At 70.7% G+C, this 22,728-nt stretch carries 20 protein-coding genes; 10 read left to right on the top strand and 10 right to left on the bottom strand.

Annotated features, from left to right (window positions below):
* Positions 1 to 78: 78 nt before the first annotated feature.
* On the top strand, positions 79 to 612 hold the full coding sequence (locus tag ACIOD2_RS23650) for a TetR/AcrR family transcriptional regulator (protein ID WP_392761274.1): 534 nt from the start codon (positions 79 to 81) through the stop codon (positions 610 to 612).
* Here the strand turns inward: ACIOD2_RS23650 and ACIOD2_RS23645 are convergent.
* Both ACIOD2_RS23645 and ACIOD2_RS23640 read right to left on the bottom strand, forming a co-directional pair.
* Positions 603 to 1,469 carry a hypothetical protein gene (locus ACIOD2_RS23645; protein ID WP_400541685.1) on the bottom strand — a complete coding sequence of 289 codons (867 nt, stop codon included), beginning with the start codon at positions 1,467 to 1,469 and terminating at the stop codon, positions 603 to 605. The genes ACIOD2_RS23650 and ACIOD2_RS23645 overlap by 10 nt on opposite strands.
* 10 nt (positions 1,470 to 1,479) lie before the next feature.
* Positions 1,480 to 1,971, bottom strand: a complete 492-nt coding sequence (locus ACIOD2_RS23640; protein WP_400541682.1) for a SigE family RNA polymerase sigma factor — start codon at positions 1,969 to 1,971, stop codon at positions 1,480 to 1,482.
* Positions 1,972 to 2,123: 152 nt separating this feature from the next.
* Between ACIOD2_RS23640 and ACIOD2_RS23635 the strand changes: the two genes are divergently transcribed.
* A complete protein-coding gene (locus ACIOD2_RS23635) occupies positions 2,124 to 5,741 on the top strand; it encodes a S8 family serine peptidase (protein ID WP_400541679.1) in 3,618 nt (1,205 codons plus the stop codon).
* Positions 5,742 to 5,776: 35 nt separating this feature from the next.
* On the opposite strand, the gene ACIOD2_RS23630 is transcribed toward ACIOD2_RS23635, so the two are convergent.
* From ACIOD2_RS23630 to aceA, 3 genes are all read right to left on the bottom strand, one after another.
* Positions 5,777 to 6,499, bottom strand: coding sequence for a DUF899 family protein (locus ACIOD2_RS23630; RefSeq protein WP_400541676.1), 723 nt, complete (start codon positions 6,497 to 6,499; stop codon positions 5,777 to 5,779).
* Positions 6,500 to 6,638: 139 nt separating this feature from the next.
* Positions 6,639 to 8,246 carry a malate synthase A gene (gene aceB / locus ACIOD2_RS23625; protein WP_400541673.1) on the bottom strand — a complete coding sequence of 536 codons (1,608 nt, stop codon included), beginning with the start codon at positions 8,244 to 8,246 and terminating at the stop codon, positions 6,639 to 6,641.
* Between the two features lie 91 nt (positions 8,247 to 8,337).
* A complete protein-coding gene (aceA, locus tag ACIOD2_RS23620; RefSeq protein WP_247061830.1) occupies positions 8,338 to 9,615 on the bottom strand; it encodes an isocitrate lyase in 1,278 nt (425 codons plus the stop codon).
* Positions 9,616 to 9,844: 229 nt separating this feature from the next.
* Between aceA and ACIOD2_RS23615 the strand changes: the two genes are divergently transcribed.
* The 3 genes from ACIOD2_RS23615 to ACIOD2_RS23605 are packed head-to-tail and all read left to right on the top strand — an operon-like array spanning position 9,845 to position 13,156.
* A complete protein-coding gene (locus ACIOD2_RS23615; RefSeq protein WP_400541669.1) occupies positions 9,845 to 11,269 on the top strand; it encodes a short-chain fatty acyl-CoA regulator family protein in 1,425 nt (474 codons plus the stop codon).
* 39 nt (positions 11,270 to 11,308) lie between these two features.
* The gene (gene ilvA / locus ACIOD2_RS23610; RefSeq protein ID WP_400541666.1) at positions 11,309 to 12,565 is read left to right on the top strand and encodes a threonine ammonia-lyase IlvA; all 1,257 of its coding nucleotides are present in this window, start codon (positions 11,309 to 11,311) and stop codon (positions 12,563 to 12,565) included.
* Between the two features lie 21 nt (positions 12,566 to 12,586).
* Positions 12,587 to 13,156, top strand: a complete 570-nt coding sequence (locus tag ACIOD2_RS23605; protein WP_400541663.1) for an NADAR family protein — start codon at positions 12,587 to 12,589, stop codon at positions 13,154 to 13,156.
* A 106-nt stretch (positions 13,157 to 13,262) separates the two neighbouring features.
* Here ACIOD2_RS23605 and ACIOD2_RS23600 read toward each other — a convergent pair whose 3' ends face one another.
* Positions 13,263 to 13,967, bottom strand: coding sequence for a FadR/GntR family transcriptional regulator (locus ACIOD2_RS23600; RefSeq protein WP_400541660.1), 705 nt, complete (start codon positions 13,965 to 13,967; stop codon positions 13,263 to 13,265).
* Between the two features lie 75 nt (positions 13,968 to 14,042).
* Between ACIOD2_RS23600 and ACIOD2_RS23595 the strand changes: the two genes are divergently transcribed.
* Together ACIOD2_RS23595 and ACIOD2_RS23590 are read left to right on the top strand one after the other, a co-directional pair.
* A complete protein-coding gene (locus ACIOD2_RS23595; RefSeq protein WP_400541657.1) occupies positions 14,043 to 14,924 on the top strand; it encodes a carbon-nitrogen hydrolase family protein in 882 nt (293 codons plus the stop codon).
* A complete protein-coding gene (locus ACIOD2_RS23590; protein ID WP_400541654.1) occupies positions 14,921 to 16,246 on the top strand; it encodes an APC family permease in 1,326 nt (441 codons plus the stop codon). The genes ACIOD2_RS23595 and ACIOD2_RS23590 overlap by 4 nt, the downstream gene beginning before the upstream one ends.
* Here the strand turns inward: ACIOD2_RS23590 and ACIOD2_RS23585 are convergent, their stop codons facing one another.
* A complete protein-coding gene (locus ACIOD2_RS23585; RefSeq protein WP_400541651.1) occupies positions 16,247 to 16,507 on the bottom strand; it encodes a hypothetical protein in 261 nt (86 codons plus the stop codon). It lies immediately after the preceding gene.
* Positions 16,508 to 16,660: 153 nt separating this feature from the next.
* Positions 16,661 to 17,416, bottom strand: coding sequence for an acyltransferase (locus tag ACIOD2_RS23580; protein ID WP_247061820.1), 756 nt, complete (start codon positions 17,414 to 17,416; stop codon positions 16,661 to 16,663).
* Positions 17,417 to 17,468: 52 nt separating this feature from the next.
* Between ACIOD2_RS23580 and ACIOD2_RS23575 the strand changes: the two genes are divergently transcribed.
* The 3 genes from ACIOD2_RS23575 to rox all read left to right on the top strand — a co-directional run bounded on the left by ACIOD2_RS23575 (position 17,469) and on the right by rox (position 21,227).
* Entirely contained in the window at positions 17,469 to 18,431 is a 963-nt protein-coding gene (locus ACIOD2_RS23575; protein WP_400541647.1) for a nucleoside hydrolase, read from the top strand.
* Between the two features lie 47 nt (positions 18,432 to 18,478).
* Positions 18,479 to 19,594, top strand: a complete 1,116-nt coding sequence (locus ACIOD2_RS23570) for an NlpC/P60 family protein (RefSeq protein WP_400543211.1) — start codon at positions 18,479 to 18,481, stop codon at positions 19,592 to 19,594.
* A 193-nt stretch (positions 19,595 to 19,787) separates the two neighbouring features.
* Positions 19,788 to 21,227, top strand: coding sequence for a rifampin monooxygenase (gene rox, locus ACIOD2_RS23565; protein ID WP_400541644.1), 1,440 nt, complete (start codon positions 19,788 to 19,790; stop codon positions 21,225 to 21,227).
* Positions 21,228 to 21,275: 48 nt separating this feature from the next.
* Here the strand turns inward: rox and ACIOD2_RS23560 are convergent, their stop codons facing one another.
* Both ACIOD2_RS23560 and ACIOD2_RS23555 read right to left on the bottom strand, forming a co-directional pair.
* Positions 21,276 to 21,413 (bottom strand): hypothetical protein, encoded by a 138-nt coding sequence (locus tag ACIOD2_RS23560; protein ID WP_400541641.1) that lies wholly within the window; start codon positions 21,411 to 21,413, stop codon positions 21,276 to 21,278.
* 89 nt (positions 21,414 to 21,502) lie between these two features.
* Complete coding sequence (locus ACIOD2_RS23555) at positions 21,503 to 22,717, bottom strand: glycosyltransferase (RefSeq protein WP_400541638.1); 1,215 nt, start codon at positions 22,715 to 22,717, stop codon at positions 21,503 to 21,505.
* Between the last annotated feature and the right edge of the window lie 11 nt (positions 22,718 to 22,728).

Raw genomic sequence — 22,728 nt, 5'->3', positions numbered from 1 at the left:
GGAACCGAGAGAACGGCCGTTCTCTCAGCCTGCCGCTAGAGTAGAGAACGCTCATTCTCCGCACCAGAGGCAGGTGACATGAATCCCACGGAGGCGACCGACCGGCTACTGGAAGCCGCCGAGGAGCTCTTCTACGCCCACGGCGTGCAGGCCGTCGGGATGGACGCCGTCCGCGCGCGGTCCGGCGTCTCGCTCAAACGGCTCTACCAGTGCTTCCCGGCCAAGAACGACTTGGTCGAGGCCTACCTCCTGCGCCGCGACGAACGCTGGCGGCGGTCGTTGCGCGAATTCGTCCACGCCCGGGGCGACGACCCGCTGGCCGTGTTCGACTGGCTGCACGACTGGTTCCGCGAGCCCGGCTTCCGCGGCTGCGCGTTCGTCAACTCGTTCGGCGAGTTCGGCGAACCGGCGCCCGGGATCGCCGCCGCGATCCGCAAGCACAAGGACGAGCTGCGGGCCTACCTGCGTGGTCTGGTTCCTGACCACGGCGTCGCCGACCAGCTGTTCTCGCTGGTGGAGGGCGCGACCGTGCTCGCCGCGATCACCGGTGACCCGGGCGAGGCGAGCACGGCCCGTGCGGCCGCGAAGGTCCTCCTGGCCGCTCAGGGGTAGAGCGTCAGCGCCGGGTCGAGCGCCACCTCCGTCAGCTGAGCGAGGCTCAGCGGCGGCGCCGGCATCTCGGGCTCGCCGACCTGCTTCGCGCTTCCGGCGACGTTCTGTGCCTCCACGATGACCCCGGTCCCGTCGGGCTTGGTGACTGTCGAGCGGTCGACCGTGGGACCGCCGGGGCTCGTCATCGTCGATTCGACGACGATCTCGCCGTGCGGCCCGGTCGTCTTGGAACACGACCCCGTCATGTCGTTCGGCGGGTTGGAACACTCGGTCGGGGGGCCGTTGACGCCACCGAGCCGGGTCACCATGGCCCAGACGTTGCCCCTGCGCGGCCCATCGGACGTCGTCGCCGCGGCCATGAAGTAGTCCTCACCGCCGCTGCACACGCCGCCGTCTTCCAGCACCGGAGTGGAGAACACGTGGTAGAAGGTCAGCGGCCCGTGCTGGGTCCCCTTCGGGTATTCGCCGTCGGCGTGCGCGGTCAGCTGTGTCCCCGCGGCGACCCGCTGCTGGACGGCCGCCTTCAGCACCGGCGAGAGCCGGGCGGCGACCACGGCCGGGTTCTGGGCCAGCGGCGGCCCGGTCGGCCGCGGGTCCATCCCACACGATTCGGGGGTCGGCGGCGCCGAGGGCGTGCCGTTCGCACCGGGCGCCACTGCCGTCCCACCGGAGCCGCCGGGCACGAACAGCAGCGCCGCGCCGACGGCCACCGCCGCCACGCCCGCGGCGGCCGCGGTCCACGGGTTCGCCACCCGGCGGACCCACGCGCGGCGGCGTTCCCGGTCCAGCACCGCGTCGACGTCCACGGTGGACGGCGGGATGGTGCCGATCGCCTCGTCGAACAGTTCCTTGCTCATGTGCCCTCCCTCAGTTCCGGCTCGCGGCGATCAGCACGCGCAGGGTGTCGAGCCCGCGCGCGGTCTGGCTCTTGACCGTCCCGGCGGAGCAGTCGAGGATCTCGGCCGTCTCCTCGATGGAGAGATCGCAGTAGTAGCGCAGCACCACGGCCGCCCGGCGCCGCGGCGGCAGCGCGTCGAGCAGTTCGAGCAGGCCGAGCCGGGCCACGACGTCGTCGCTCGGCAGCACCGCGGGCTCGGGCACGGTCTCGGACGGCTCTTCCCGCCGCCACGCCCGGCCCTTCTCGTCCAGCCACGTCCGCACGAGGATGCGGCGCACGTAGGCGTCGAGGAACTCCATCTGCCGGGCCCGCGGCCAGTGCCGGTACAGCTTCCCGATCGTGATCGACACCAGGTCGTCCGCGAGGTGCCAGTCCCGGCAGAGCAGGTACGCGGTGCGCCGCAGGACCTCCATCCGGGCCGTGACGTAGTCGCGGTACCCCGTTTCGTCCGAACGTTTCACTCGTCCTCCTCGTCGCCTTCCACTCTGTCCAACCGGGTCGGCCGCCGGTGGGGTTGCCCCGGATGGCCGCTAATTCCGTCAGCGGGCAACTTCCGCTCGTGCCGGCCCGGTTCCAGAAGGCGGAAAGTCCATCGACAGCGAGGATTGATCCGATGAGAAAACCGATCACCGCGGTGCTCGCGGTGACGCTGGCCGCGGGCGTGCTCGGCGCACCCGCCGCCGAGGCCGCACCGGACGGTGTCGCGGCCGCGACACCGGTCAAGATCACGTTGCTCACCGGCGACCAGGTGCTGGTCAGTGGCCCGGACGTGCGGGTGCTGCCCGCGCGGCGCGGCCGTCCGGTGCCGATCCGGCAGTACACCCGCCGCGGCGACCAGTACGTCGTCCCGGGCGACGCTGCCGAGCTTGTCCGGGCCGGGCGGCTCGACGAGCAGCTCTTCAACGTCACCGGCCTGCTGCGTCAGGGCTACGACGACGCGCACACCCCGCACGTGCCGCTGCTGGTGCGCCAGGCCGGCCCGGCCGTCGCCGCCCGCACCGGCGTGGCCGCCAAACGGACCACGCTCGGCTACACCGCGCTCGACGAGCCGAAGTCGGACGCCACGACGTTCTGGAACCAGCTCACCACCGCTCCCGCGACGCTGTCCGCGGGCGCGGCGAAGGTGTGGCTGAACGCCAAGGTGCACGCCACGCTCGACCAGAGCGTGCCGCAGATCGGCGCGCCCATCGCGTGGCAGGCGGGCCTGACCGGCCGCGACGTGCCGGTCGCGATCCTCGACACCGGCGTCGACGGCACGCACCCCGACCTGGCCGGCCGGATCGCGCAGAGCCGCGACTTCACCGGCAAGGGCAGCGTCGCGGACGGTTCCGGGCACGGCACGCACGTCGCGTCGACGATCTCCGGCTCCGGCGCGGCCTCCGGCGGGCGGTACAAGGGCGTCGCACCGGACGCGGCGCTCGCCGTCGGGAAGGTGCTCGACGACGACGGCAACGGCACGTTCGACGAGGTGCTGGCCGGCATGCAGTGGGCCACGGCCGACGCGCACGCCCGCGTCGTCAACATGAGCCTCGGCGGCGGCCCGTCCGACGGCACCGACCCGGTGTCCGAAGCGGTGAACACGCTGACGCGCCAGTACGGGACGCTCTTCGTCGTCGCCGCGGGCAACTTCGGTCAGGACGAGTCCGTCTCGAGCCCGGCCGCCGCCGACGCGGCGCTCGCCGTCGCCAGCGTTTCCAAGCAGGACGTTCTCAGCCCGTTCTCCAGCCGTGGTCCGCGGATCGGCGACGGCGCGGTCAAGCCGGACGTCGCCGCGCCCGGCGAGTCGATCACCGCGGCGCGACCGGCCGGCGTCCCGCCGCTGGGCGAGCCCGTCGGCGACTACTACCAGACGCTGGACGGCACCTCGATGGCGACGCCGCACGTCGCCGGGTCGGCCGCGATCCTGGCCCAGCAGCACCCGGACTGGGCCAGCGACCGGCTCAAGGCGGCGCTGACCAGCACCGCGAAGGACGTCGGCGCCGCGCCCACGGCGGTCGGCAGCGGCCGGGTCGACGTCGCCCGCGCGACGACCACGCCGGTCACCGCCACCGGCGGCGCGTCGGTCTACCTGCCGTGGCCGAACCACGGGACGACCGGGAAGAGCACCGTCACCTGGTACAACTCCGACACCACGCCGGTCACGCTGGCGCTCTCGCTCGCCGGCGTGCCCGACGGCCTGGTCACTTTCCCGGCCACGGTCACGGTGCCCGCGGGCGGCAGCGCCCCGGTCGAGCTGACCGCGACGGCGCGGGACGGCCACCCCGGCACCTACTCCGGGATCCTCACCGCGCGAGCCGGCGACGTCACCACGCGCACGGCGTTGTCGGTGCGCCAGGAGGACGAGATGTACAACCTGACCATCGGGCTCGCCGACCGGGACGGCAAGCCGTGGGTGCCGACCGGCTACCCGCCGATCTCGCTCATCGACCTCGACACCGGCACACTCACCCAGGCTGACCCGGGCACCTACCGGCTGCCGCGTGGCCGCTACGCCGTCAACACCGTCATCGAGACGCCACGGCCCGGGCAGGAGCCGAGCCACAGCTTCATCAGCTACCCCGAACTCGTCCTCGACCACGACGTCACGCAGACCTTCGACGCACGCGAGGGTAAACCGGTGTCGCTCGAGCCGGACAACCCGGCGGCGCGCGGCGGCACCCAGTCCGTCGAGCAGCTGAGCCGGATCACGAGCTGCTCGTGCGTCTTCTCCGACGGGTTCGACCTCGACCCGCGCTTCGACCAGGCGTTCGCCGCGACCGTGCCGGGCACGTCGTCCGGCACGTTCGCCTTCAGCCAGGAGCGGCGCGCCACCGAGCCGGAGCTGGAGCTGTCGGCCGACGACGGAACGCCGTTCGACGTCCGGGGTGTGTGGCTGGAGTCCGCCGCGCCGGCCGGGCGCAGCACGCTGCCGGTGGTGTTCGGCGGCGAAGGCACCCCCGAGGACCTGGCGAAGATCGACGCCCACGGCAAGCTCGTCGTCCTCCACCTGCCGCTGACCGTGACGATCGGCGAGGTATACCAGCGGCTCGCGAACGTCGAGCACGCCGGTGCGAAGCTCGGCATGGTCGAGCTGTCCGACGGGACGACCGCGGCGAGCGTGCTCGGCGGCGGCCTGCCGGCGCTGACCCTGCCGACGATCTGGAGCGCGCAGAGCGTCACCGGCCGGCGGTTCACGGCGCTCGCGAAGACCGGCGGGGCGACGGCGACGGTGGTCAGCCGTCCGTCGCCGAATTTCCGCTACGAACTCGGCGACGGCGTCGAGCGGCAGGTCACGACGCCGCGGGTGCTGCGGCCCAAGACGCGTGACCTCGCCGAGGTGCGCGCGTCCTACTACGACAACGCGCCCGGGGAGGTCCGGTACGTCGCCGGCCGGGAGTTCTTCGGCCGCATGGTCGGGTACGGCTACACCGAGCCCGTCGCCGCGCAGCAGGAGCGGTCCGAGTACTACTCCCCCGGCAAGTGGGAATCGGTGTGGACGGCCGGTCTCCGCGGTGAGCTGTCCCAGGAACTCGACCTGGCGGCGGGCCGGAAGTACCAGCTGGCCTGGAACAAAGCGGTGGCCGGGCCCACGTTGCGCGGCCTGACCGTCACCCAGTCAGGGGAGGCGCCGCGGCCGTGGGCGTGGCGGAAGGACGGCGTCTTCGACATGTGGTTGCCGTTTTTCGGCGACAGTGCCGGACGGCCGCGCAAGCCGGAGTCCTTCGTCGGGGACACCGGTTCGGTGAGTCTGTGGCGGGACGGCGCCGCGGTGCCGGTGGAGCCTTCGGGCGAACCGACGCTGGCGATGATCCCGGTGCCGGACGCCGACGGCGCGTACCGGCTCACCGCCGAAGCCCACCGGCACGCGGACTGGTGGCCGCTGTCGACGGACGTCTCGGCGGAGTGGACGTTCCGCTCCTCGTCGGCATCGGACGGCCAAGCCCTGCCGCTGCTGACCGCGCGGTTCGACCCCGCTGTCGACCTGCGGAACACGACGCCGGGCGGCCGGCTGTTCACGTTCCCGGCCTACGTCGAGCGACAGGGCGGCGGCACGGGGACGAAGCTGACCGTCGAGACGTCCGCCGACGACGGCCGCACGTGGCAGCCCGCCGCGGTCACGCGCACGGGTGACCACTGGACGGTCTGCGTGCGGAACCCGGCGAAGGGTTTCGTCTCGCTTCGGGCCACGGCGTCCGACGACGGCGGGAACACGGTGCGGCAGACCGTGCTCCGGGCGTACGCGGTGAAGTGACGTCGTGAGCGGTGCGACCGGGCCGGTCGCACCGCTCACTCGTGGCAGTAGCTGAGCTGCTCGTCCCAATCCGGACCACGGCCGTGCGGGGTGAGGTCGAACAGGTTCCACACCGGCTCGATCGTCCCGACGTGGCGCGGGTCCTGGCCCGGTTCGGCCGGCTCGTACAGCAGTTCGGAGCCCCAGAAGTGGCGGATCCCGTCGTCGCCGCGGTGGAAGACGTTGAGCATCGGCCGCGGGCTGCCGTCGGTCTCTTCGCCGTGGTAGTCCCGGCTGAACGTGGTGCCCGCGCACGAGAACAGCCGCAGCCGGCGCCAGCCTCGTTCGGCGGCGAACGTCAGCAGGTGGTCGATGGGCGCTCGCGCGACGACGGCGAAGTCGGCGTGTGGCGAAAAATGCTCCATCGCGCCGTCGAGCTGGTCGAGCAACGCCGTGCAGGACGGGCACGGGCCTTGCGCGAGGGTCAGCCGCGCGCTTTCTCCCGATGCCGGACCGGGCCGGTCGTCGGTGGGGTCGCGCGGGAACATGTAGTGGTAGACGACCAGAGTGTCGTTGCCCGGAGAGAACAAATCGGACAGTCGCACTTCGCCGTTGTCGCTCTGGAGGACATAGTCCTCGGGCACCGGACCGCCAGGCGGCAGGTCGCGGCGTTGCTCGGCGATCGCCTCGAGTTCGCGCCGCAACGCGACTTCTCGTTCCAGCAGGCTGTCGCGCGCGACGCGGTACTCGGGCGACTCGCCCGGGAAGCTCAGGCTCATGCCGGGAAGGTACGCCGAAATAAACGAAACCGGTCCGACGGCGGGGAGCCACCGCCGTCGGACCGGTTCCGGACCACACCATCCCAACAAGGGTGTGGTGCCGACCGCCCCTCGTCAGGTAGGGACGGTCGGAGCCCTGCTACCGGGCGTCTGTGAGGTACCGCGCGTAGGCACCCGTGGTGAGGAAGCTCGGCAGCTTCTCGCCGAGCGCGGTCTCGGTGAAGATCTCGTACGCGTCGCCGAGGCGGTTGCCGTCGCCGAGTTCGGCGCGGACCGACGCCAGCTCGTCGTCGAGGAACTCGACCGTGAGCTCGCGGGTGAGCGCGGTGCCGTCCTCGAGCTTCGTGCCGTTGCGGATCCACTGCCAGATCTGGCAGCGCGCGATCTCCGCGGTGGCCGCGTCCTCCATCAGGTTGTGGATCGCCGCCGCGCCGGTGCCGCGCAGCCACGCGTCGACGTAGCGCAGCGCGACGTTGATGTTCGCGCGGACACCCGCTTCGGTGACCTCGCCGCCGGCGCTGGCGACGTCCAGCAGGTCTTCGGCCGTGACGTCGACGTCCTCGCGGAGCTTGCCGAGCTGGTTCGGCCAGCCGCCGAGCACGCCGTCGAACACCTCACGGCAGACCGGGACCAAGCCGGGGTGCGCGACCCAGGAGCCGTCGAAACCGTCGCCGGCCTCGCGTTCCTTGTCGGCGCGGACCTTATCGAGCGCGTTCGCGTTGATCTCCGGGTCCTTGCTCGGGATGAACGCGGCCATGCCGCCGATGGCGTGCGCGCCGCGCTTGTGGCAGGTCCGCACCAGCAGCTCGGTGTAGGCGCGCATGAACGGCACGGTCATCGTGACCTGCGCGCGGTCCGGCAGCACGAAGTCGGCGCCGTGCGCGGCGAAGTTCTTGATCATGCTGAAGATGTAGTCCCAGCGCCCGGCGTTGAGGCCCGCGGCGTGCTCGCGCAGTTCGTAGAGGATCTCGTCCATCTCGAACGCGGCGGTGATCGTCTCGATCAGCACGGTGGCGCGGATCGTGCCACGCGGGATGCCGAGCTCGCGCTGGGCCAGCAGGAAGACGTCGTTCCACAGCCGCGCTTCGAGGTGGTTCTCGAGCTTCGGCAGGTAGAAGTACGGGCCGACGCCGCGGGCGAGCAGCTGGCGGGCGTTGTGGAAGAAGAACAGCCCGAAATCGACCAGGCTCGCCGACACCGGACGGCCGTCGATGCGGATGTGCTTCTCCACCAGGTGCCAGCCGCGGGGACGCGCGACGATCGTCGCCGGGTCGTCCCCGATCGTGTACTGCTTGCCGGCCTCGGTGGTGAAGTCGATGTTGCGGCGGATCGCGTCGAACAGGTTCAGCTGGCCGTCGATCACGTTGTTCCACGTCGGCGACGTCGCGTCCTCGAAGTCCGCCAGCCACACCTTCGCGCCGGAGTTCAGCGCGTTGACCGTCATCTTGCGGTCGGTCGGGCCGGTGATCTCGACGCGGCGGTCCTCCAGCCCCGGCGCGGTCGGCGCGACGTTCCACGACTCGTCGTCGCGGATCCGGCGGGTCTCGGGCAGGAAACCGAGCGGCTTCTCCCCCGACTGCAGCTCCTCGCGGCGCACGCGGCGGGCGTCGAGCAGCTCGCGCCGGCGGCCGGCGAACGTGTTGTCGAGCTTGGCCAGGAAGTCGAGTGCCGCCGGGGTGAGGATTTCGGCGAACCGGCCCTCGACCGGCCCGGTGACCTCGATGCGGTAGTTCAGTCGATCAACCATGGGGTGCCTCCGCGAGCAGAGCTGTGCAGGGAAGGGAAGTGGGGGTCGCGGGCCGGCGGCGCAGGGGGTCGCCGCCGGCCCGCGAAGTGCGTCAGAACTGGGCTTCCTCCGTGGAACCCTTCAGCGCCGTGGTGGAGCTGGTCGGGTTCAGGGCGGTCGCGACCTGGTCGAAGAAACCGGTGCCGACCTCGCGCTGGTGCTTCGTGGCGGTGTAACCACGGGCCTCCGACGCGAACTCGCGCTCCTGCAGGTCGACGTAGGCGGTCATGCCCTCGCGGGCGTAACCGTGCGCCAGGTCGAACATCGAGTAGTTCAGGGCGTGGAAGCCGGCCAGCGTGATGAACTGGAACTTGTAGCCCATGTGGCCGAGCTCGCGCTGGAACTTCGCGATCGTGGCGTCGTCCAGGTGCTTCTTCCAGTTGAACGACGGCGAGCAGTTGTAGGCCAGCATCTGGTCCGGGAACTTCGCCTTGATCGCCTCGGCGTACTTGCGCGCCACCTCGAGGTCGGGCTTCGAGGTCTCCATCCAGAGCAGGTCGGCGTACTGGGCGTAGGCCAGGCCGCGCTCGATGCACGGGTCGATGCCGTTGGTGACCTCGTAGAAGCCCTCGGCGGTGCGGCCGCCGGTGAGGAACTGCTGATCACGCTCGTCGACGTCGCTGGTCAGCAGCGTCGCGGCCTGCGCGTCGGTGCGGGCGACCACGAGGGTCGGCACGTCGAGGACGTCGGCGGCGAGGCGCGCGGCGTTCAGCGTGCGCTCGTGCTGCTTGGTCGGGATCAGCACCTTGCCGCCGAGATGGCCGCACTTCTTCTCGGACGCGAGCTGGTCTTCCCAGTGCACACCCGCGGCGCCGGCCGCGATCATGCCCTTCATCAGCTCGAACGCGTTGAGCGGGCCACCGAAGCCGGCCTCCGCGTCGGCGACGATCGGGGCGTACCAGTCGATGTCCGTGTTGCCCTCGGCCCAGTTGATCTGGTCGGCGCGGCCCAGCGCGTTGTTGATCCGGCGGACCACGGCCGGCACGGAGTTGGCCGGGTAGAGGCTCTGGTCGGGGTAGGTCTGGCCGGCCAGGTTGGCGTCGGCCGCGACCTGCCAGCCGGACAGGTAGATCGCCTGCAGGCCGGCGCGGACCTGCTGGACGGCCTGGTTGCCGGTGAGCGCGCCCAGCGCGTGGATGTAGTCCTCGGTGTGCAGGAGGTCCCACAGCTTCTCCGCGCCGCGGCGGGCCAGGGTGTGCTCTTCGACGACGCTGCCGCGCAGCTTGACGACGTCCTCGGCCGAGTAGGAGCGCTGCACGCCCGCCCAGCGGGGGTCGTTCGCCCACTTCGCGGTCAGCTCCGCGGCCGCCTGCTTGGCCTGTTCGGTCATCGGACTCTCCCGGTGTTGCGAAGTTTGCGATTGCTCGCCTTGCTTGGCCTGAACACTGCACGCCAGGGGAAATCCGATCCAGTCGTCCAATTTGCCAATTTGTGCGAAGGATACGTACGCTCCTTGCAAAGGTTGCGAATCGCCGGTTCGCAACGGCCACGAAAATCCGCGTTCTTGACCGTTCACGTAACCGTTCAGGACCGGAAACCTTCCGGAAAGGCGGCCTCGGATGGAGAAGACTTTCGCCGGAGCGCGGCTGCGGCACCTCCGCGAAAGCCGGGCGATGAGCCAGGCCGACCTCGCCCGTGTGCTGGAGATCTCACCGAGCTACCTCAACCAGATCGAGCACAACTCGCGCCCGTTGACCGTGCCCGTCCTGATGCGGATCACGCAGGCGTTCGGCGTGGACACCGAGTTCTTCGCCAACAACGACACGTCCCGGCTGGTGGCCGACGTCAAGGAGGCGCTGCTCGACGAGTCCCTCGGCGTCGACGTGACCACGAGCGAGCTCAACGAGCTGGCGACGAACCTGCCGGCGATCGCCCAGGCCCTGGTCAAGCTGCACCGCAGCTACCGCCACGCCGTCGAGAACACCGCCGCGCTGACCACCGAAAACGGCCTGGGCCTGCACGGCAGCGCGGCCTCGGCGTTGCCGCACGAGGAGGTTCGCGACTTCTTCTACGAGCGCGAGAACTACGTCGCCGAGCTGGACGAACGCGCCGAGAAGATGGCGGCCGACATCCCGCTGCGGCGCGGCCAGGTACTCGGGGCGTTGAAGGACTGCCTTTCCCAGCGCTACGGCGTCGAGGTGACCAGCGCCGGCATCGACGAAGCAGCAGGTCAGCAGCACCGCTACGAGCCGCTGAGCCGGACGTTGCGGCTCGCGCCGAGCCTGCGCGTCGGGCAGCAGGCGTTCCGGATGGCCTCACAGATCGCCCTGCTCGAGTACGACGACCTGATCACCGAACTGGCGGACTCGTGGGCGTTTTCCGGCACCGCGGCGAGGTCCTTGGCCCGCGTCGGCCTGGCGAACTACTTCGCCGGGGCGCTGATCCTCCCCTATGGACCGTTCCTGGCCACGGCCGAAAGCTTCCGGTACGACATCGAGCGGCTGTGCGACCACTACGGCGTCGGCTTCGAGACCGTCTGCCACCGGCTGTCTACGTTGCAGCGTCCGAAGCACCGCGCGGTGCCGTTCTCCTTCGTGCGTGTGGACCGGGCCGGGAACATGTCGAAGCGGCAGTCCGCGGCGGGGTTCCACTTCTCCCGCGTCGGCGGCGCCTGTCCACTGTGGAACATCTACGAGGCGTTCACCCAGCCGGGGAAGATCCTGACGCAGATCGCGACACTGCCCGACGGCAAGAGCTACTTCTGGATCGCACGGACGGTGTCGCGCAACATCGGCGGTTACGGCAGCCCGGGAAAGACGTTCACGGTCGGCCTGGGCTGCGAACTGCGGCACGCGGGACGGCTCGTTTATTCGACGGGCCTGGACCTGGACGAGCCCGCGGCGGCTACCCCGATCGGGATGGGCTGCAAAGTCTGCGAACGCCCCGCCTGCTCGCAGCGCGCGTTCCCGACGATCGGCAAGCAGCTCACGGTCGACGAGAACACCAGCACGTTCGTGCCGTACCCGGCGGTGCCCAAGGGGTAGCCGGATCGGGTACGGCGCCGGAGTCGTAGATTCACCCAGGTGCACGACATCGACACGGTGACCGCAGCGACCATCGAAAAGGCCGCCGAGCGGCTGGCCGGGGTGGTGACCCGCACGCCGCTGGAGCCGAGCGCGCGGCTGTCTTCCCGGGTGGACGCCCAGGTCTGGGTGAAGCGCGAGGACCTGCAGACCGTCCGGTCGTACAAGATCCGCGGCGCCTACAACTTCATCGTCCAGCTCGACGCCCCGACGCGCGCGCTCGGCGTCGTCTGCGCGAGCGCCGGCAACCACGCGCAGGGCGTCGCGTACGCGTGCCGCCGGCTCGGCGCGAACGGGCGCGTGTACGTCCCGGGGACCACGCCGCGGCAGAAGCGCGAGCGCATCGCGACGCTCGGCGGCGCGCACATCGAGGTCATCGTCGTCGGCGAGACGTACGAAGACGCCTTCGCGGCCGCCAACGAGGACGCCCAGCGCACCGGCGCGACGCTGGTGCCCGCGTTCGACGACGTCCGGACCGTCGCCGGCCAGGGCACGGTCGCGCTGGAGGTGATCGAGCAGCTCGGCTTCGTGCCCGACGTCGTGGTCGTGCCAGTCGGCGGCGGCGGGCTGCTCGCGGGCGTCGGCAGCTTCCTGCGGGAGCGGCACCCCGAGGTCCGGATCGTCGGCGTCGAGCCGGCGGGCGCGGCCTGCATGGCGGCGGCCCTTTCCGCCGGGCACCCGGTGCGGCTGCCCGAGCTCGACTCGTTCGTCGACGGCGCCGCGGTGCGCATCGCCGGCAGCGTCACCTACCCGCTGATCCGCGAGAGCGGCGCCGAGCTGACGTCGGTCGTCGAGGGCGCGATCTGCACCGAGATGCTGGCGATGTACCAGTCGGACGGCATCATCGCCGAGCCCGCGGGCGCGCTCGCCGCGGCCGCTCTCGGCTCGGTCGTCGACGTCGAGCCCGGCCAGACCGTGGTGGTCGTGGTCTCCGGCGGCAACAACGACGTCAGCCGCTACAGCGAGATCCTCGAACGCTCATTGATGCACGAAGGACTGAAGCACTACTTCCTGGTCGGGTTCCCGCAGGAGCCGGGCGCGCTGCGGCGGTTCCTGGAGCAGGTACTCGGTCCTGAAGACGACATCACGCGCTTCGAGTACGTCAAGCGCACCAACCGCGAGATGGGCCCGGCGCTGGTCGGCATCGAAATCCCGCGCTCGGCCGACCTGCCCGGACTGCTCGCCCGGATGGACGCGAGCCCGCTGCAGGTGGAGCGGATCGAGCCCGGGAGCCCCCTCTTCCACTTCCTGCTGTGAGCGCTGTGGTCCACTAGGCGGATGGTTGTGAAGGTCGACGGAGTCCGCAGTGTCGAAGCGTTGTGCGAAAAGGTCCACGAGGGTGCGGAGCCCGAGTACCTGCTGTTCTACGGCCACGCGCCGTCCAAGACGGGGCGGGCGACGGCCAGCTGCCTGAGCCAGTGGTGGGTGGACCCGTTCGAGGTCGACGGTGTCCGCTACCCGTCCGCCGAGCACTACATGATGGCGGGCAAGGCCGAGCTGTTCGGCGACCACGAGAAGGCCGAGCTGATCCGGCAGGCACCCGACCCGAAGACGGCGAAGGTGCTCGGCCGCGAGGTCTCCGGGTACGACAACGAGACGTGGGAGCGGCACCGCTACGACATCGTCGTGGACGGCAACCTCGCCAAGTTCGGCGCGCACCGCGACCTGCGCCGCTTCCTCCTCGGCACCGGTGACGCCGTGCTCGTCGAGGCGTCGAAGAAGGACCTGGTCTGGGGCAGCGGCCTCGCGCGCGAGGAGAAGAACGCGGACAAGCCGGACTACTGGCGTGGGCTGAACCTGCTCGGGTTCGCGCTGATGGAGGTCCGGGAGCAGCTGCGCAACCGCTGACCCTCGTTTGCCCGTGTCGAAGAAGGTGACAGCCCTGCTGGGGTCGATCCTGCTCGCTTCCGGCCCGAACCCGTGGTCGGCACTCGACCACGGGTGAAAACGCAGGTCAGGACAGGCCGACGAACATCGTCTGGTGCAGTCCTCCGACGTGGTCGCGGGTTATGCGGGTCGCCGCCTCGCGGTTTCCTGAGGCCAGGGCCTTCACCAGCTTCGCGTGCTCGCCGTTGGACTCGCGCAGCTTCTGCATCGGGTACGGCAAGTAGAACCGGTACAGCTCCACCAGCACCGCCTCGTATTGGCGGACCGCGGCCGGCGGGCCGGGTGCGGCGACCGTCCGGTGGAACTCCGCGTCCAGCTCGTGGAACTCCGCCCAGCCTGTCGCCGTGTCCATCCGGGCGACCAGCTCCCGGAGGCGCTCGACGTCCAGGCGGCGTCTGGCTACCAGCTGGACCAAGCCCGTCTCCAGCACCAGGCGGTGGTCGATCAGCTCGCGGACCTCGGCGGCCGACTCGAAGTAGGCGACGACCTCGTTGACCCGCTTCCCCGGGGGGTGCTCGGCGACCAGGGTGCCGCCGCCGCGGCCGCGGCGTCGCTCGATCAGGCCGTCTTCGGCCAACGTCTCCAGGGCGCGGCGGACCGTGATCTCGGCGACGCCGAGGGCTCGGGCGATGTCGCCGTTCGGCGGCAGGCGCTCCCCCGGCTTCAGCAGGCGCAGGTCGACGGCGAGGGCGATCCGGGCGCGGACCGTGTCCAGCGCCGACAGCCGCCGGATGCCGGTCAGGGCGGGAGCGTCCAGGTCTGCCGTGGCCATGAACCGACCGTACCGCACAAATTGCTCATCCTGATCACTCTTGTTTAAGTGTTCAAGATGGACTATTTTCCGTCCATGTCGCGACCACTGCCCATCGCTCTGGTGCAAGCGCCGCCGAGGCCAGCCGGAGGCGCCCTGGCCGAGTACGCGGGCGAGGTCGAGACCGTGCTTCGCCGGTTTCCGGACACGCGCCTCGTCGCGTTCCCTGAGCTGCACCTCTGCGGCGTCGACGGTGAGGGGGGCAAACGCACCGAGCAGCTGCGGGCCGCCGCCGAACCGCTGCACGGGCCGCGGACCAAGCAGCTCGGCGAACTGGCCGGTGACCTCGGGATCTGGCTCGCGCCGGGCACCGTTTGCGAAGAAGGTGACCACGGCGAGCTGTTCAACACGGCCCTGGTCTTTTCTCCTCAAGGCGAGCTGGCGGGCTGGTACCGCAAGGTCTTCCCGTGGCGGCCGCACGAGCCGTACGACCCCGGCAAGGAGTTCGTCGTCGCCGATCTGGCCGACGCGGGGCGAGTGGGCTTCTCGATCTGCTACGACGCGTGGTTCCCCGAGGTGACACGGCACCTTGCCTGGATGGGGGCCGAGGTCGTGCTCAACCCCGTCCAGACCACTACCCCCGACCGTGCCCAGGAACTGGTGCTGGCCCGGGCGAACGCGATCGTCAACCAGGTGTTCGTCGCCAGCGTGAACACGGCGGGGCCGTTCGGCATGGGCGACAGCCTGCTCGTCGGGCCGGAGGGGGACGTCCTCGGCGCGCTGTCTGGGCCTGGCGAGGGCGTCCTCGCGCACACGATCGACCTCGACGAGGTGGCGCGTGTTCGCCGTGAGGGCACCGCGGGCACCAACCGGATGTGGGAGCAGTTCACCCCGGCCGACGCGCCGCTGCCCCTGCCGCTCTACCAGGGCCGGATCGACCCGGACCGCTGGCGTCCACGCGAAGGAGACGACCGATGACCTCCACGGCCGCGGCCCCGGCCGCCCTGCAGCGCCGGCTCGGCCTGCCCGGCGTCGTCCTGTTCGGGCTCGCCTACATGGCGCCGCTGATCGTGCTCGGCACCTTCGGCATCGTCGCGACGACGACCGAGGGCACCGTGCCCTCGGCGTACCTGCTCGCCCTGGTCGCGATGCTGTTCACCGCGGCCAGCTACGGGAAGATGGCCGCCACCCACCCCGTCGCCGGCTCGGCGTACACCTACGTCCGGAAAGCGGTCGACGCGCGCGCCGGGTTCCTCGTCGGCTGGGCGGTGCTGCTCGACTACTTCTTCCTGCCGATGGTGATCTGGCTGATCGGCGGCGCCTACCTCTCGGCCGAGTTCCCGGGCGTGCCCAATTGGCTCTGGTTGATCACTTTTATCCTGCTGACGACGATCCTCAACGTCCTCGGCATCAAGATCGCCGAAAAGGCGAACTTCGTGCTGATGGCGTTCCAGATCCTGGTGATCGGCTTCTTCGTCGTTCTTTCGATCAAGCAGGTACTGCACGTCGGGGATCCGCTGGCCAGCACGCAGCCGTTCTTCCACCCCGGCGCCACGCTCGGCACGATCTCCGGCGGTGCCGCGCTCGCGACGTACTCCTTCCTCGGGTTCGACGCCGTGACGACGTTGACCGAAGAGACGATCGAGCCGCGCAAGACGATTCCCCGGGCCATCCTGCTCACCGCGTTGATCGGCGGTGGCATCTTCATCGTGCTGGCGTACTTCACCCAGCTCGCGCACCCGGGCAGTTCGTTCACCGACGAGTCGTCGGCCGCGTTCGAAATCGCGACCACGATCGGCGGCAACCTCTTCGCGTCGTTCTTCCTCGCCGGTCTGGTCGTGGCTCAGTTCGCGTCGGGAATCGCCGCGCAGGCGAGCGCGTCGCGGCTGATGTTCGCGATGGGCCGCGACGGCGTCCTGCCGCGGGTCTTCGGCAAGCTGCAGCCGAAGTTCGCGACGCCGGTGTTCGGCATCGTCCTGACCGGGCTCGTCGGGCTGGTCGCGCTGGCCTTGGACGTCAGCACGTCGACGTCGTTCATCAACTTCGGCGCGTTCACCGCGTTCACGTTCGTCAACGTCAGCGTGATCGCGACGTGGTTGCGTGACCGGTCCGGGAAACGTGCGCTGACCTGGGTGGTCTTCCCGGCTATCGGCGCCGTGGTCGATCTTTGGCTGCTGATCAACCTGGACGGCATCGCGCTGATCTTCGGCCTGGTCTGGCTGGCGATCGGGATCGTCGTGCTGGCGGCGATCACCCGCGGCTTCCGCCGGCCGCCGCCCGAGATGACGTTCGAGGAGTAGTCAGCCGCCCGGGCATTCGTTGCCGCCGCCGCTGCGTTCGACGCAGTGGCTCGGCTCCGGCGAGGGTGACGGCGGCGGGGCGTGGCGGACGTCGTCCACCCACCTCGCACCGGCCACGACCAGGCAGATCGCGAAGAACCACGTCCACCCGCGGCGCCGCCCGAGAGCCGCCACGACGACGCCGATCAGCGGCAGTCCCGTGCCGAGCCAGGCTGCCCAGGTCAGGTAGCCGTCGCCCTCGTACGAGCTCGTGCCGAACACCGGAAAGCTCGCCAGGAACCCTGCAACACCAGGAACGGGACGACGAGCAGCAGCCCCACGGCGCACAGCGCCAAGACGACCGAGGCCCAGAGCGTACGGACTTCCCCCACCCGGCCAGTATCGCCGGATCGGCGACGACCGACCTGAGTGGATCTACTGCTCGCCGAGAGTTTTCTGCAGGGCCTTGTTCGCCTTGCGGGCCATGTCCGCGACGGCCTCGCGGCGCGCGGTGTCGGCGGCGTAGTCGTCTTCGCGGTTACGCACCACGCGGGCCGGCATGCCGACGGCGATCGAGTAGTCCGGGATGTCACCACGGACGACCGCGTGGGCGCCGAGCACACAACCACGGCCGATGCGGGTGCCCTTCAGCACGCTGACCTTGGTGCCGAGCCACGTGTCCGGGCCGATGCGGACCGGCGTCTTCACGATGCCCTGGTCCTTGATCGGGACGTGGATGTCCGAAATGACGTGGTCGAAGTCACAGATGTACACCCAGTCGGCGACCAGCGTGGCCGCGCCGAGCTCGATGTCGAGGTAGCAGTTGATGACGTTCTGGCGGCCGAACACGGACTTGTCGCCGATCCGCAGCGAACCCTCGTGGCAGCGGATGGCGTTGCCGTCGCCGATGTGCACCCAGCGGCCGATCTCCAGTCGCCCGTAGCCGGGGCGGCAGTGGATCTCGACGTCCTTCCCGAGGAACAGCATCCCGCGCAGGATGATGTGCGGGTTGGCGAGGCGGAACTTGAGCAGCCGGTAGTACCGGACCAGGTACCAGGGCGTGTACGCGTGGTTGCGCAGTACCCAGCGCAGCGAGTCGGCGGTCAGGAACTTCGCCTGCCGCGGGTCGCGGCGTGCCTGCCGCCAGGCCCGCACCCGCGAAAGAGCGGGCGCACCCCACATCGACGTCATGCCGGTGACCGTAACCTGTGTACGGGACGGGTTCACAGGCAAGGGGAGCTGGATGGGCACGAAGCTGATCATCGACACCGACCCGGGCGTCGACGACGCGCTGGCGATCGCGCTCGCCGCGGTCTCGCCGGACGTCGACCTGCTGGGCGTGACGACCGTGTTCGGCAACGTGCCCCTGGACAAGACCACGGCGAACGCCCGGCGGCTGCTGGAGCTGTTCGGCCGCACCGACGTGCCGGTCGCGGCCGGCGCGGCCCGCCCGCTGGTGTATTCGAAGCCACGTGACGCGAAAGAGGTCCACGGCGGCGACGGCCTGTCCGGCCACGGCGCCACGCTGCCCGAGGCGACCCGGCCGCTCGACGAACGCGACGCCGTCAGCCTGATGCTCGCGCTGCTCGAGGCGGCCGACGAGCCCGTGACGATCGCGCCGATCGGCCCGCTGACGAACATCGCCGCGCTGCTGGCCGCCCACCCGGGCGCGCGGGAGAAGATCGCGCGGCTGGTGATCATGGGCGGTGGTGTCACTTTCGGCAACAGCACGACGGCGGCCGAGTTCAACATCTGGAGCGACCCCGAAGCGGCGCGGCGGGTGCTGGTCGAGGAGGACGTCCCGGTGGTGCTGGTGCCGCTGGACCTCACGCACCGCTGCGCCGTCGACGCCGAGTGGCTGGCGAAGCTCGCCGCGTCCGGGACGGTCGGCGCGACGCTCGAAGGGCTCACCTCCACCTACCGCCGGCACTACACGCGGGTCTTCGGTGAGGACCGGATGGTCATGCACGACGCCGTCGCCGTCGCCGAGGCGATCTCGCCCGGGATCCTGCACACCGAGACCTACCGCGTCGACGTCGACTGCGGGCTGGGCCCGGCGCGCGGCCAGACCCTGGTCGACCGGCGGCGGCTCGGCGAAGAGGATCCGCAGTTCTCCCCCGGCCGGCTGATCGACGTCGCGATGGACACCGACCTCGACGGCCTCCGCGGCTTCGTGCTCGACCGGCTGACCGGGGCCGCGCGGTGAGCGACGAGCCCGTGGTCGTCCCGGAGGACACAGAGGACCCGAAGGACATCGAAGCGAGGCCGCCCCACCGCCGGAAGGCCGGGATCGTGGTGGCCGCGGTGGTCGTGATCGCGGTCGCGCTCGTGGTCGCCATCCAGTTCGCGCCCAAGCAGGAGACGACCGAAAACGCCGCCGCGACGGCCGCGCCGACGCCGTCCACGACGGTTGTCCCGAAGACGACCACGCCGCCGCCGACCCAGCCGAAGGTGCCGCAGGCGAGCGAGTTCGACGAGTGGGCGTCCAAGACCAGCCAGTGGCTCGACATCCCGCTGCGCGCGATGACCGGTTACGCCAAGGCCACGGTGACGCTCACCAAGGAGGTCCCGGGCTGCCACCTGTCGTGGGTGACGCTGGCGGCGGTCGGGAAGGTCACCTCCGACCACGGCCGCGCGCAAGGCAGGCACATCGCCGAGACCGGCGCGATGGACCAGGCGCTCGGCACGGTCGAGGTGCGCGACTTCTACAACAAGGTCGTCTCGACGGCGAACGCCGCCGGGCCGATGCAGCTGTCGCCGTCGATCTGGGGCAAGTACAAGGCGAGCGCGAACGGCAGCAGCCCGGACGTGCAGAACATCGACGACGCCGCGCTGACCACCGGCCGCGCGCTGTGCGCCGACGGCCACGACCTCTCCCAGGGCCAGACCTGGTGGGACTCGGTGAGCGCGCTGCAGTCGGCGCCGTTGTTCCTGCACCGGACGCTGGCGACGGTCAACGTCTACGGCACGGTCGGCCAGGGCTCGGCCGCGCCGAACGCGGCGGTGCTGAGCGCGGTCAACTTCGCCATCGACAAGATCGGCCTCCCCTACATCTGGGGCGGCAACGGCACCGGCGGCAACGACCCGGGCTTCGACTGCTCGGGCCTGACGACGGCGGCGTACGCGAGCGCGGGCGTCAAGCTGATGCGGACGGCCGACACGCAGTACCGCAGCGTCTCGCACGTGACCGAGCCGCAGCTGGGCGACCTGATCTTCTACGGCGAGCCGACGACGAAGATCCACCACGTCGGGCTGTACATCGGCAACCAGCAGATGATCGACGCGCCGCAGACCGGGCAGGCCGTGCAGGTCCACACCTACCGCAAGGACGGCGACGACTACGCCGGAGCGGGCCGCCCGACCGCCTGATCCACCGCGGCCGGTAAAGCGTTGGACGGCGTGTGGTTCGGGCGGTAGCTTGCACTCGTCCGTGACACCGCCCGAGGAGGTGAGACCCATGAACGCAGCAGCGATGTGGGTGCTCCCTCTGCCGTCACGGCCGGGCGACTGACGCAGGTGTCGCCGGGAGCGCCGCCACCAGGCACTCCCGAAAGGCACCACCATGGACTCTTCGCCCCTCGTGTTCGACGTGATCATCGCCGGGTGCGGGCCGGCCGGCGCGATGCTGGCCGCCGAACTGCGGCTGCACGACGTACGGGTACTCGTTCTGGAGAAGGAAACCGAGCCCGTTTCGTTCGTCCGCATCGTCGGCCTGCACATCCGCAGCCTCGAGCTGATGGCCATGCGCGGGCTGCTGGACGGCCTGCTCGAGCACGGAAGAAAGCGTCCGGCCGCCGGTTTCTTCGCGGCCATCGGCAAGCCCGTACCACCGGGCCTGGATTCCGCGCACGCCTACCTGCTGGGCATCCCGCAGCCGGTCATCGTCCGGCTCCTCGAAGAACACGCGATCGAACTCGGCGCACAGGTCCGGCGCGGGTGCGCGGTGACCGGGTTCGAGCAGGACGATGACGGTGTGACCGTCGAGCTGGACACCGGCGAGCAGCTGCGTTCGCGCTATCTCGTCGGCTGTGACGGGGCGCGCAGCACCGTGCGCAAACTGCTCGGCGTCGGATTCCCCGGCGAGCCCTCGCGGACCGACACGCTGATGGGCGAACTGAAAGCGGAGGCGCCGCCGGAGGAAATCGCCGCCAAGGTGGCCGAAATCAGCGAGACCCATAAGCCGTTCTGGCTCAGGCCCTTCGGTGAAGGGATCTACAGCGTCGTGGTCCCCGCGGCTGGTGTCAGCGACCGTGCGGAACCGCCCACCCTCGACGACTTCAAGCAGCAGCTGCGCGCCATCGCCGGGACGGACTTCGGCGTGCATTCGCCGCGCTGGTTGTCGCGTTTCGGGGACGCCACCCGGCTGGCCGAGCGGTACCGGGTCGGGCGGGTGCTGCTGGCCGGCGACGCGGCGCACATCCATCCGCCGACCGGCGGGCAGGGCCTCAACCTGGGCGTCCAGGACGCCTTCAACCTCGGCTGGAAGCTGGCCGCGCAGGTCCGCGGCTGGGCCCCGGAAACGCTGCTGGACACCTACGAGGCCGAACGTCATCCGGTCGCCGCGGACGTCTTGGACAACACTCGGGCCCAGATGGAGCTGATGTCCGCCGAACCGGGCGCGCAGGCCGTGCGCAGGCTGCTCACCGAACTGATGGACTTCGACGAGGTGAACCGCTATTTGATCGAAAAGATCACTTCGATCGACATCCGTTACGAACTCGGCGAAGGCCCCGATCTGCTCGGGCGACGTCTGCGCGACATCGACGTGAAGCAGGGCCGTCTCTACGACCTGCTGCACCGCGGCCGTGGTCTGCTGCTGGACCGCACCGAACGTCTGACGGTCGGCGGTTGGTCGGACCGGGTCGACCACCTCGCGGATCCCACCGCGGCGCTGGACGTTCCGGGTGTCCTGCTGCGCCCGGACGGTCACGTCGCCTGGATCGGCGACGATCAGCGAGGCCTGGACGACCACCTCGCCCGGTGGTTCGGCGAGCCCGTCTGAGCGGGTACCGCGCGCCGCTGGGTGCGGCGCGCGGTACGGCTCATCTGGTCAGGAACCCGCGACGTCGAGAAGCAGCTTCGCGGCCATCGTCGCCCCGTCGTCGCGGATCGTGCCGGCCACCGCCTGGGCCGTGGCGAACGCGGCCGTCGGGAAATCGGCGGTCAGCGTGGGCGCCTCAGGCGCCACGCCGATGCCCTGCTCGGCCACTCGGGAGGCCCAGTACGGCTGGTCCGCGATCCAGGCGCTACCACCGGCGCGCGGTACGGCTCATCTGGTCAGGAGCCCGCGAAGTCCAGAAGCAGCTTCGCGGCCATCGTCGCCCCGTCGTCGCGGATCGTGCCGGCCACGGCCTGGGCCCTCGTGCGGGTCTCGGGGGCCAGGGCCGTGGCGAACGCGGCCGACAGGGACTCGGCGGTCGGTGCCGGGTCCTGGTGTGCGACGCCGATGCCCAGCTCGGCCACCCGGGAGGCCCAGTACGGCTGGTCCGCGATCCGGGGCACCACGACCTGGGGCACGCCGGCTCGGGCGGCCGTCGTCGTGGTGCCCGCGCCGCCGTGGTGGACCACCGCGGCCACCCGGCGGAACAGCGCCTGCTGGTTGACCTCGCCGACGACGAAGCAGTCGTCGGCGTCGTCGATCGCCTCCAGCCCGGCCCAGCCGCGGCCGAGCACGACCCGGCGGCCCTGCGCGCGGGCCGCCTCGGTGGCTTCGCGGGCGATGCCAGCCGGGGCGTACGCGGCCATGCTGCCGAAGCCCACGTACACCGGCGGTTCGCCGGCGTCCAGGAACGCCTCCAGGCCGTCCGGCAGCGGCCGGTCGTCGGGCAGGATCCACGCCCCGGTCTGCACGAGGTCGAAGTTCGTCATGCCCTCGGACGGGCACAGCGCCGGGTCCGCCGCCAGCCACGGCCGCTCGGTGAAGACGTGGTCGCGGACGTTGTCCACCGGCGGCAGGCCGATCGCCGCCCGGTGGGTGTTGAGCGCCGGGCCGTACAACCCGTTCACGGCCTTGGCGTCCTGCTCCCACCGTTCCTCGATGCTGGTCTCCTCCCCCGCGGGCGGCGTGCCCGGCCGCATCCCCGGGGCGAACCGCCGCGACGGCAGCCCGAAGATGTGGAAACACGCATAGACGTACGGGATGCCCCGCTTTTCGGCCACGTCCCTGGCACCGGCCGGCAGCAGGCCGGTCGCCACCAAGACGTCACATTCCTCGGCTGCCGCACCGAGCGTTTCGAACCGCGCGGCGACCAGTGCCGGAGCGAGCTTGAACGCGTCTTCCCCCGTCGGCGGCTTCGGGCCGGCGACCACCGAATGCACCGTCGGGCCGAGCGGCACCAGCGGCACGCCGGCCCGGTCCAGCAGTTTCACGAAATCCTCGTCCGGTGGCGCGGCCACCACCGCCTCCGCACCCAGCTCCCGCACCGCCACCGCGAGCCCCACCAGCGGTTCGACGTCCCCGCGTGATCCCCACGTCGTCAGCAAAACACGCACCGCAGAATCCC

Origin of the sequence: Amycolatopsis sp. NPDC088138, from assembly GCF_044741685.1 — a bacterium.
In the GTDB taxonomy this organism is placed as follows: Bacteria; Actinomycetota; Actinomycetes; order Mycobacteriales; family Pseudonocardiaceae; genus Amycolatopsis.
This window is presented reverse-complemented; position numbering and strand designations above follow the sequence as displayed.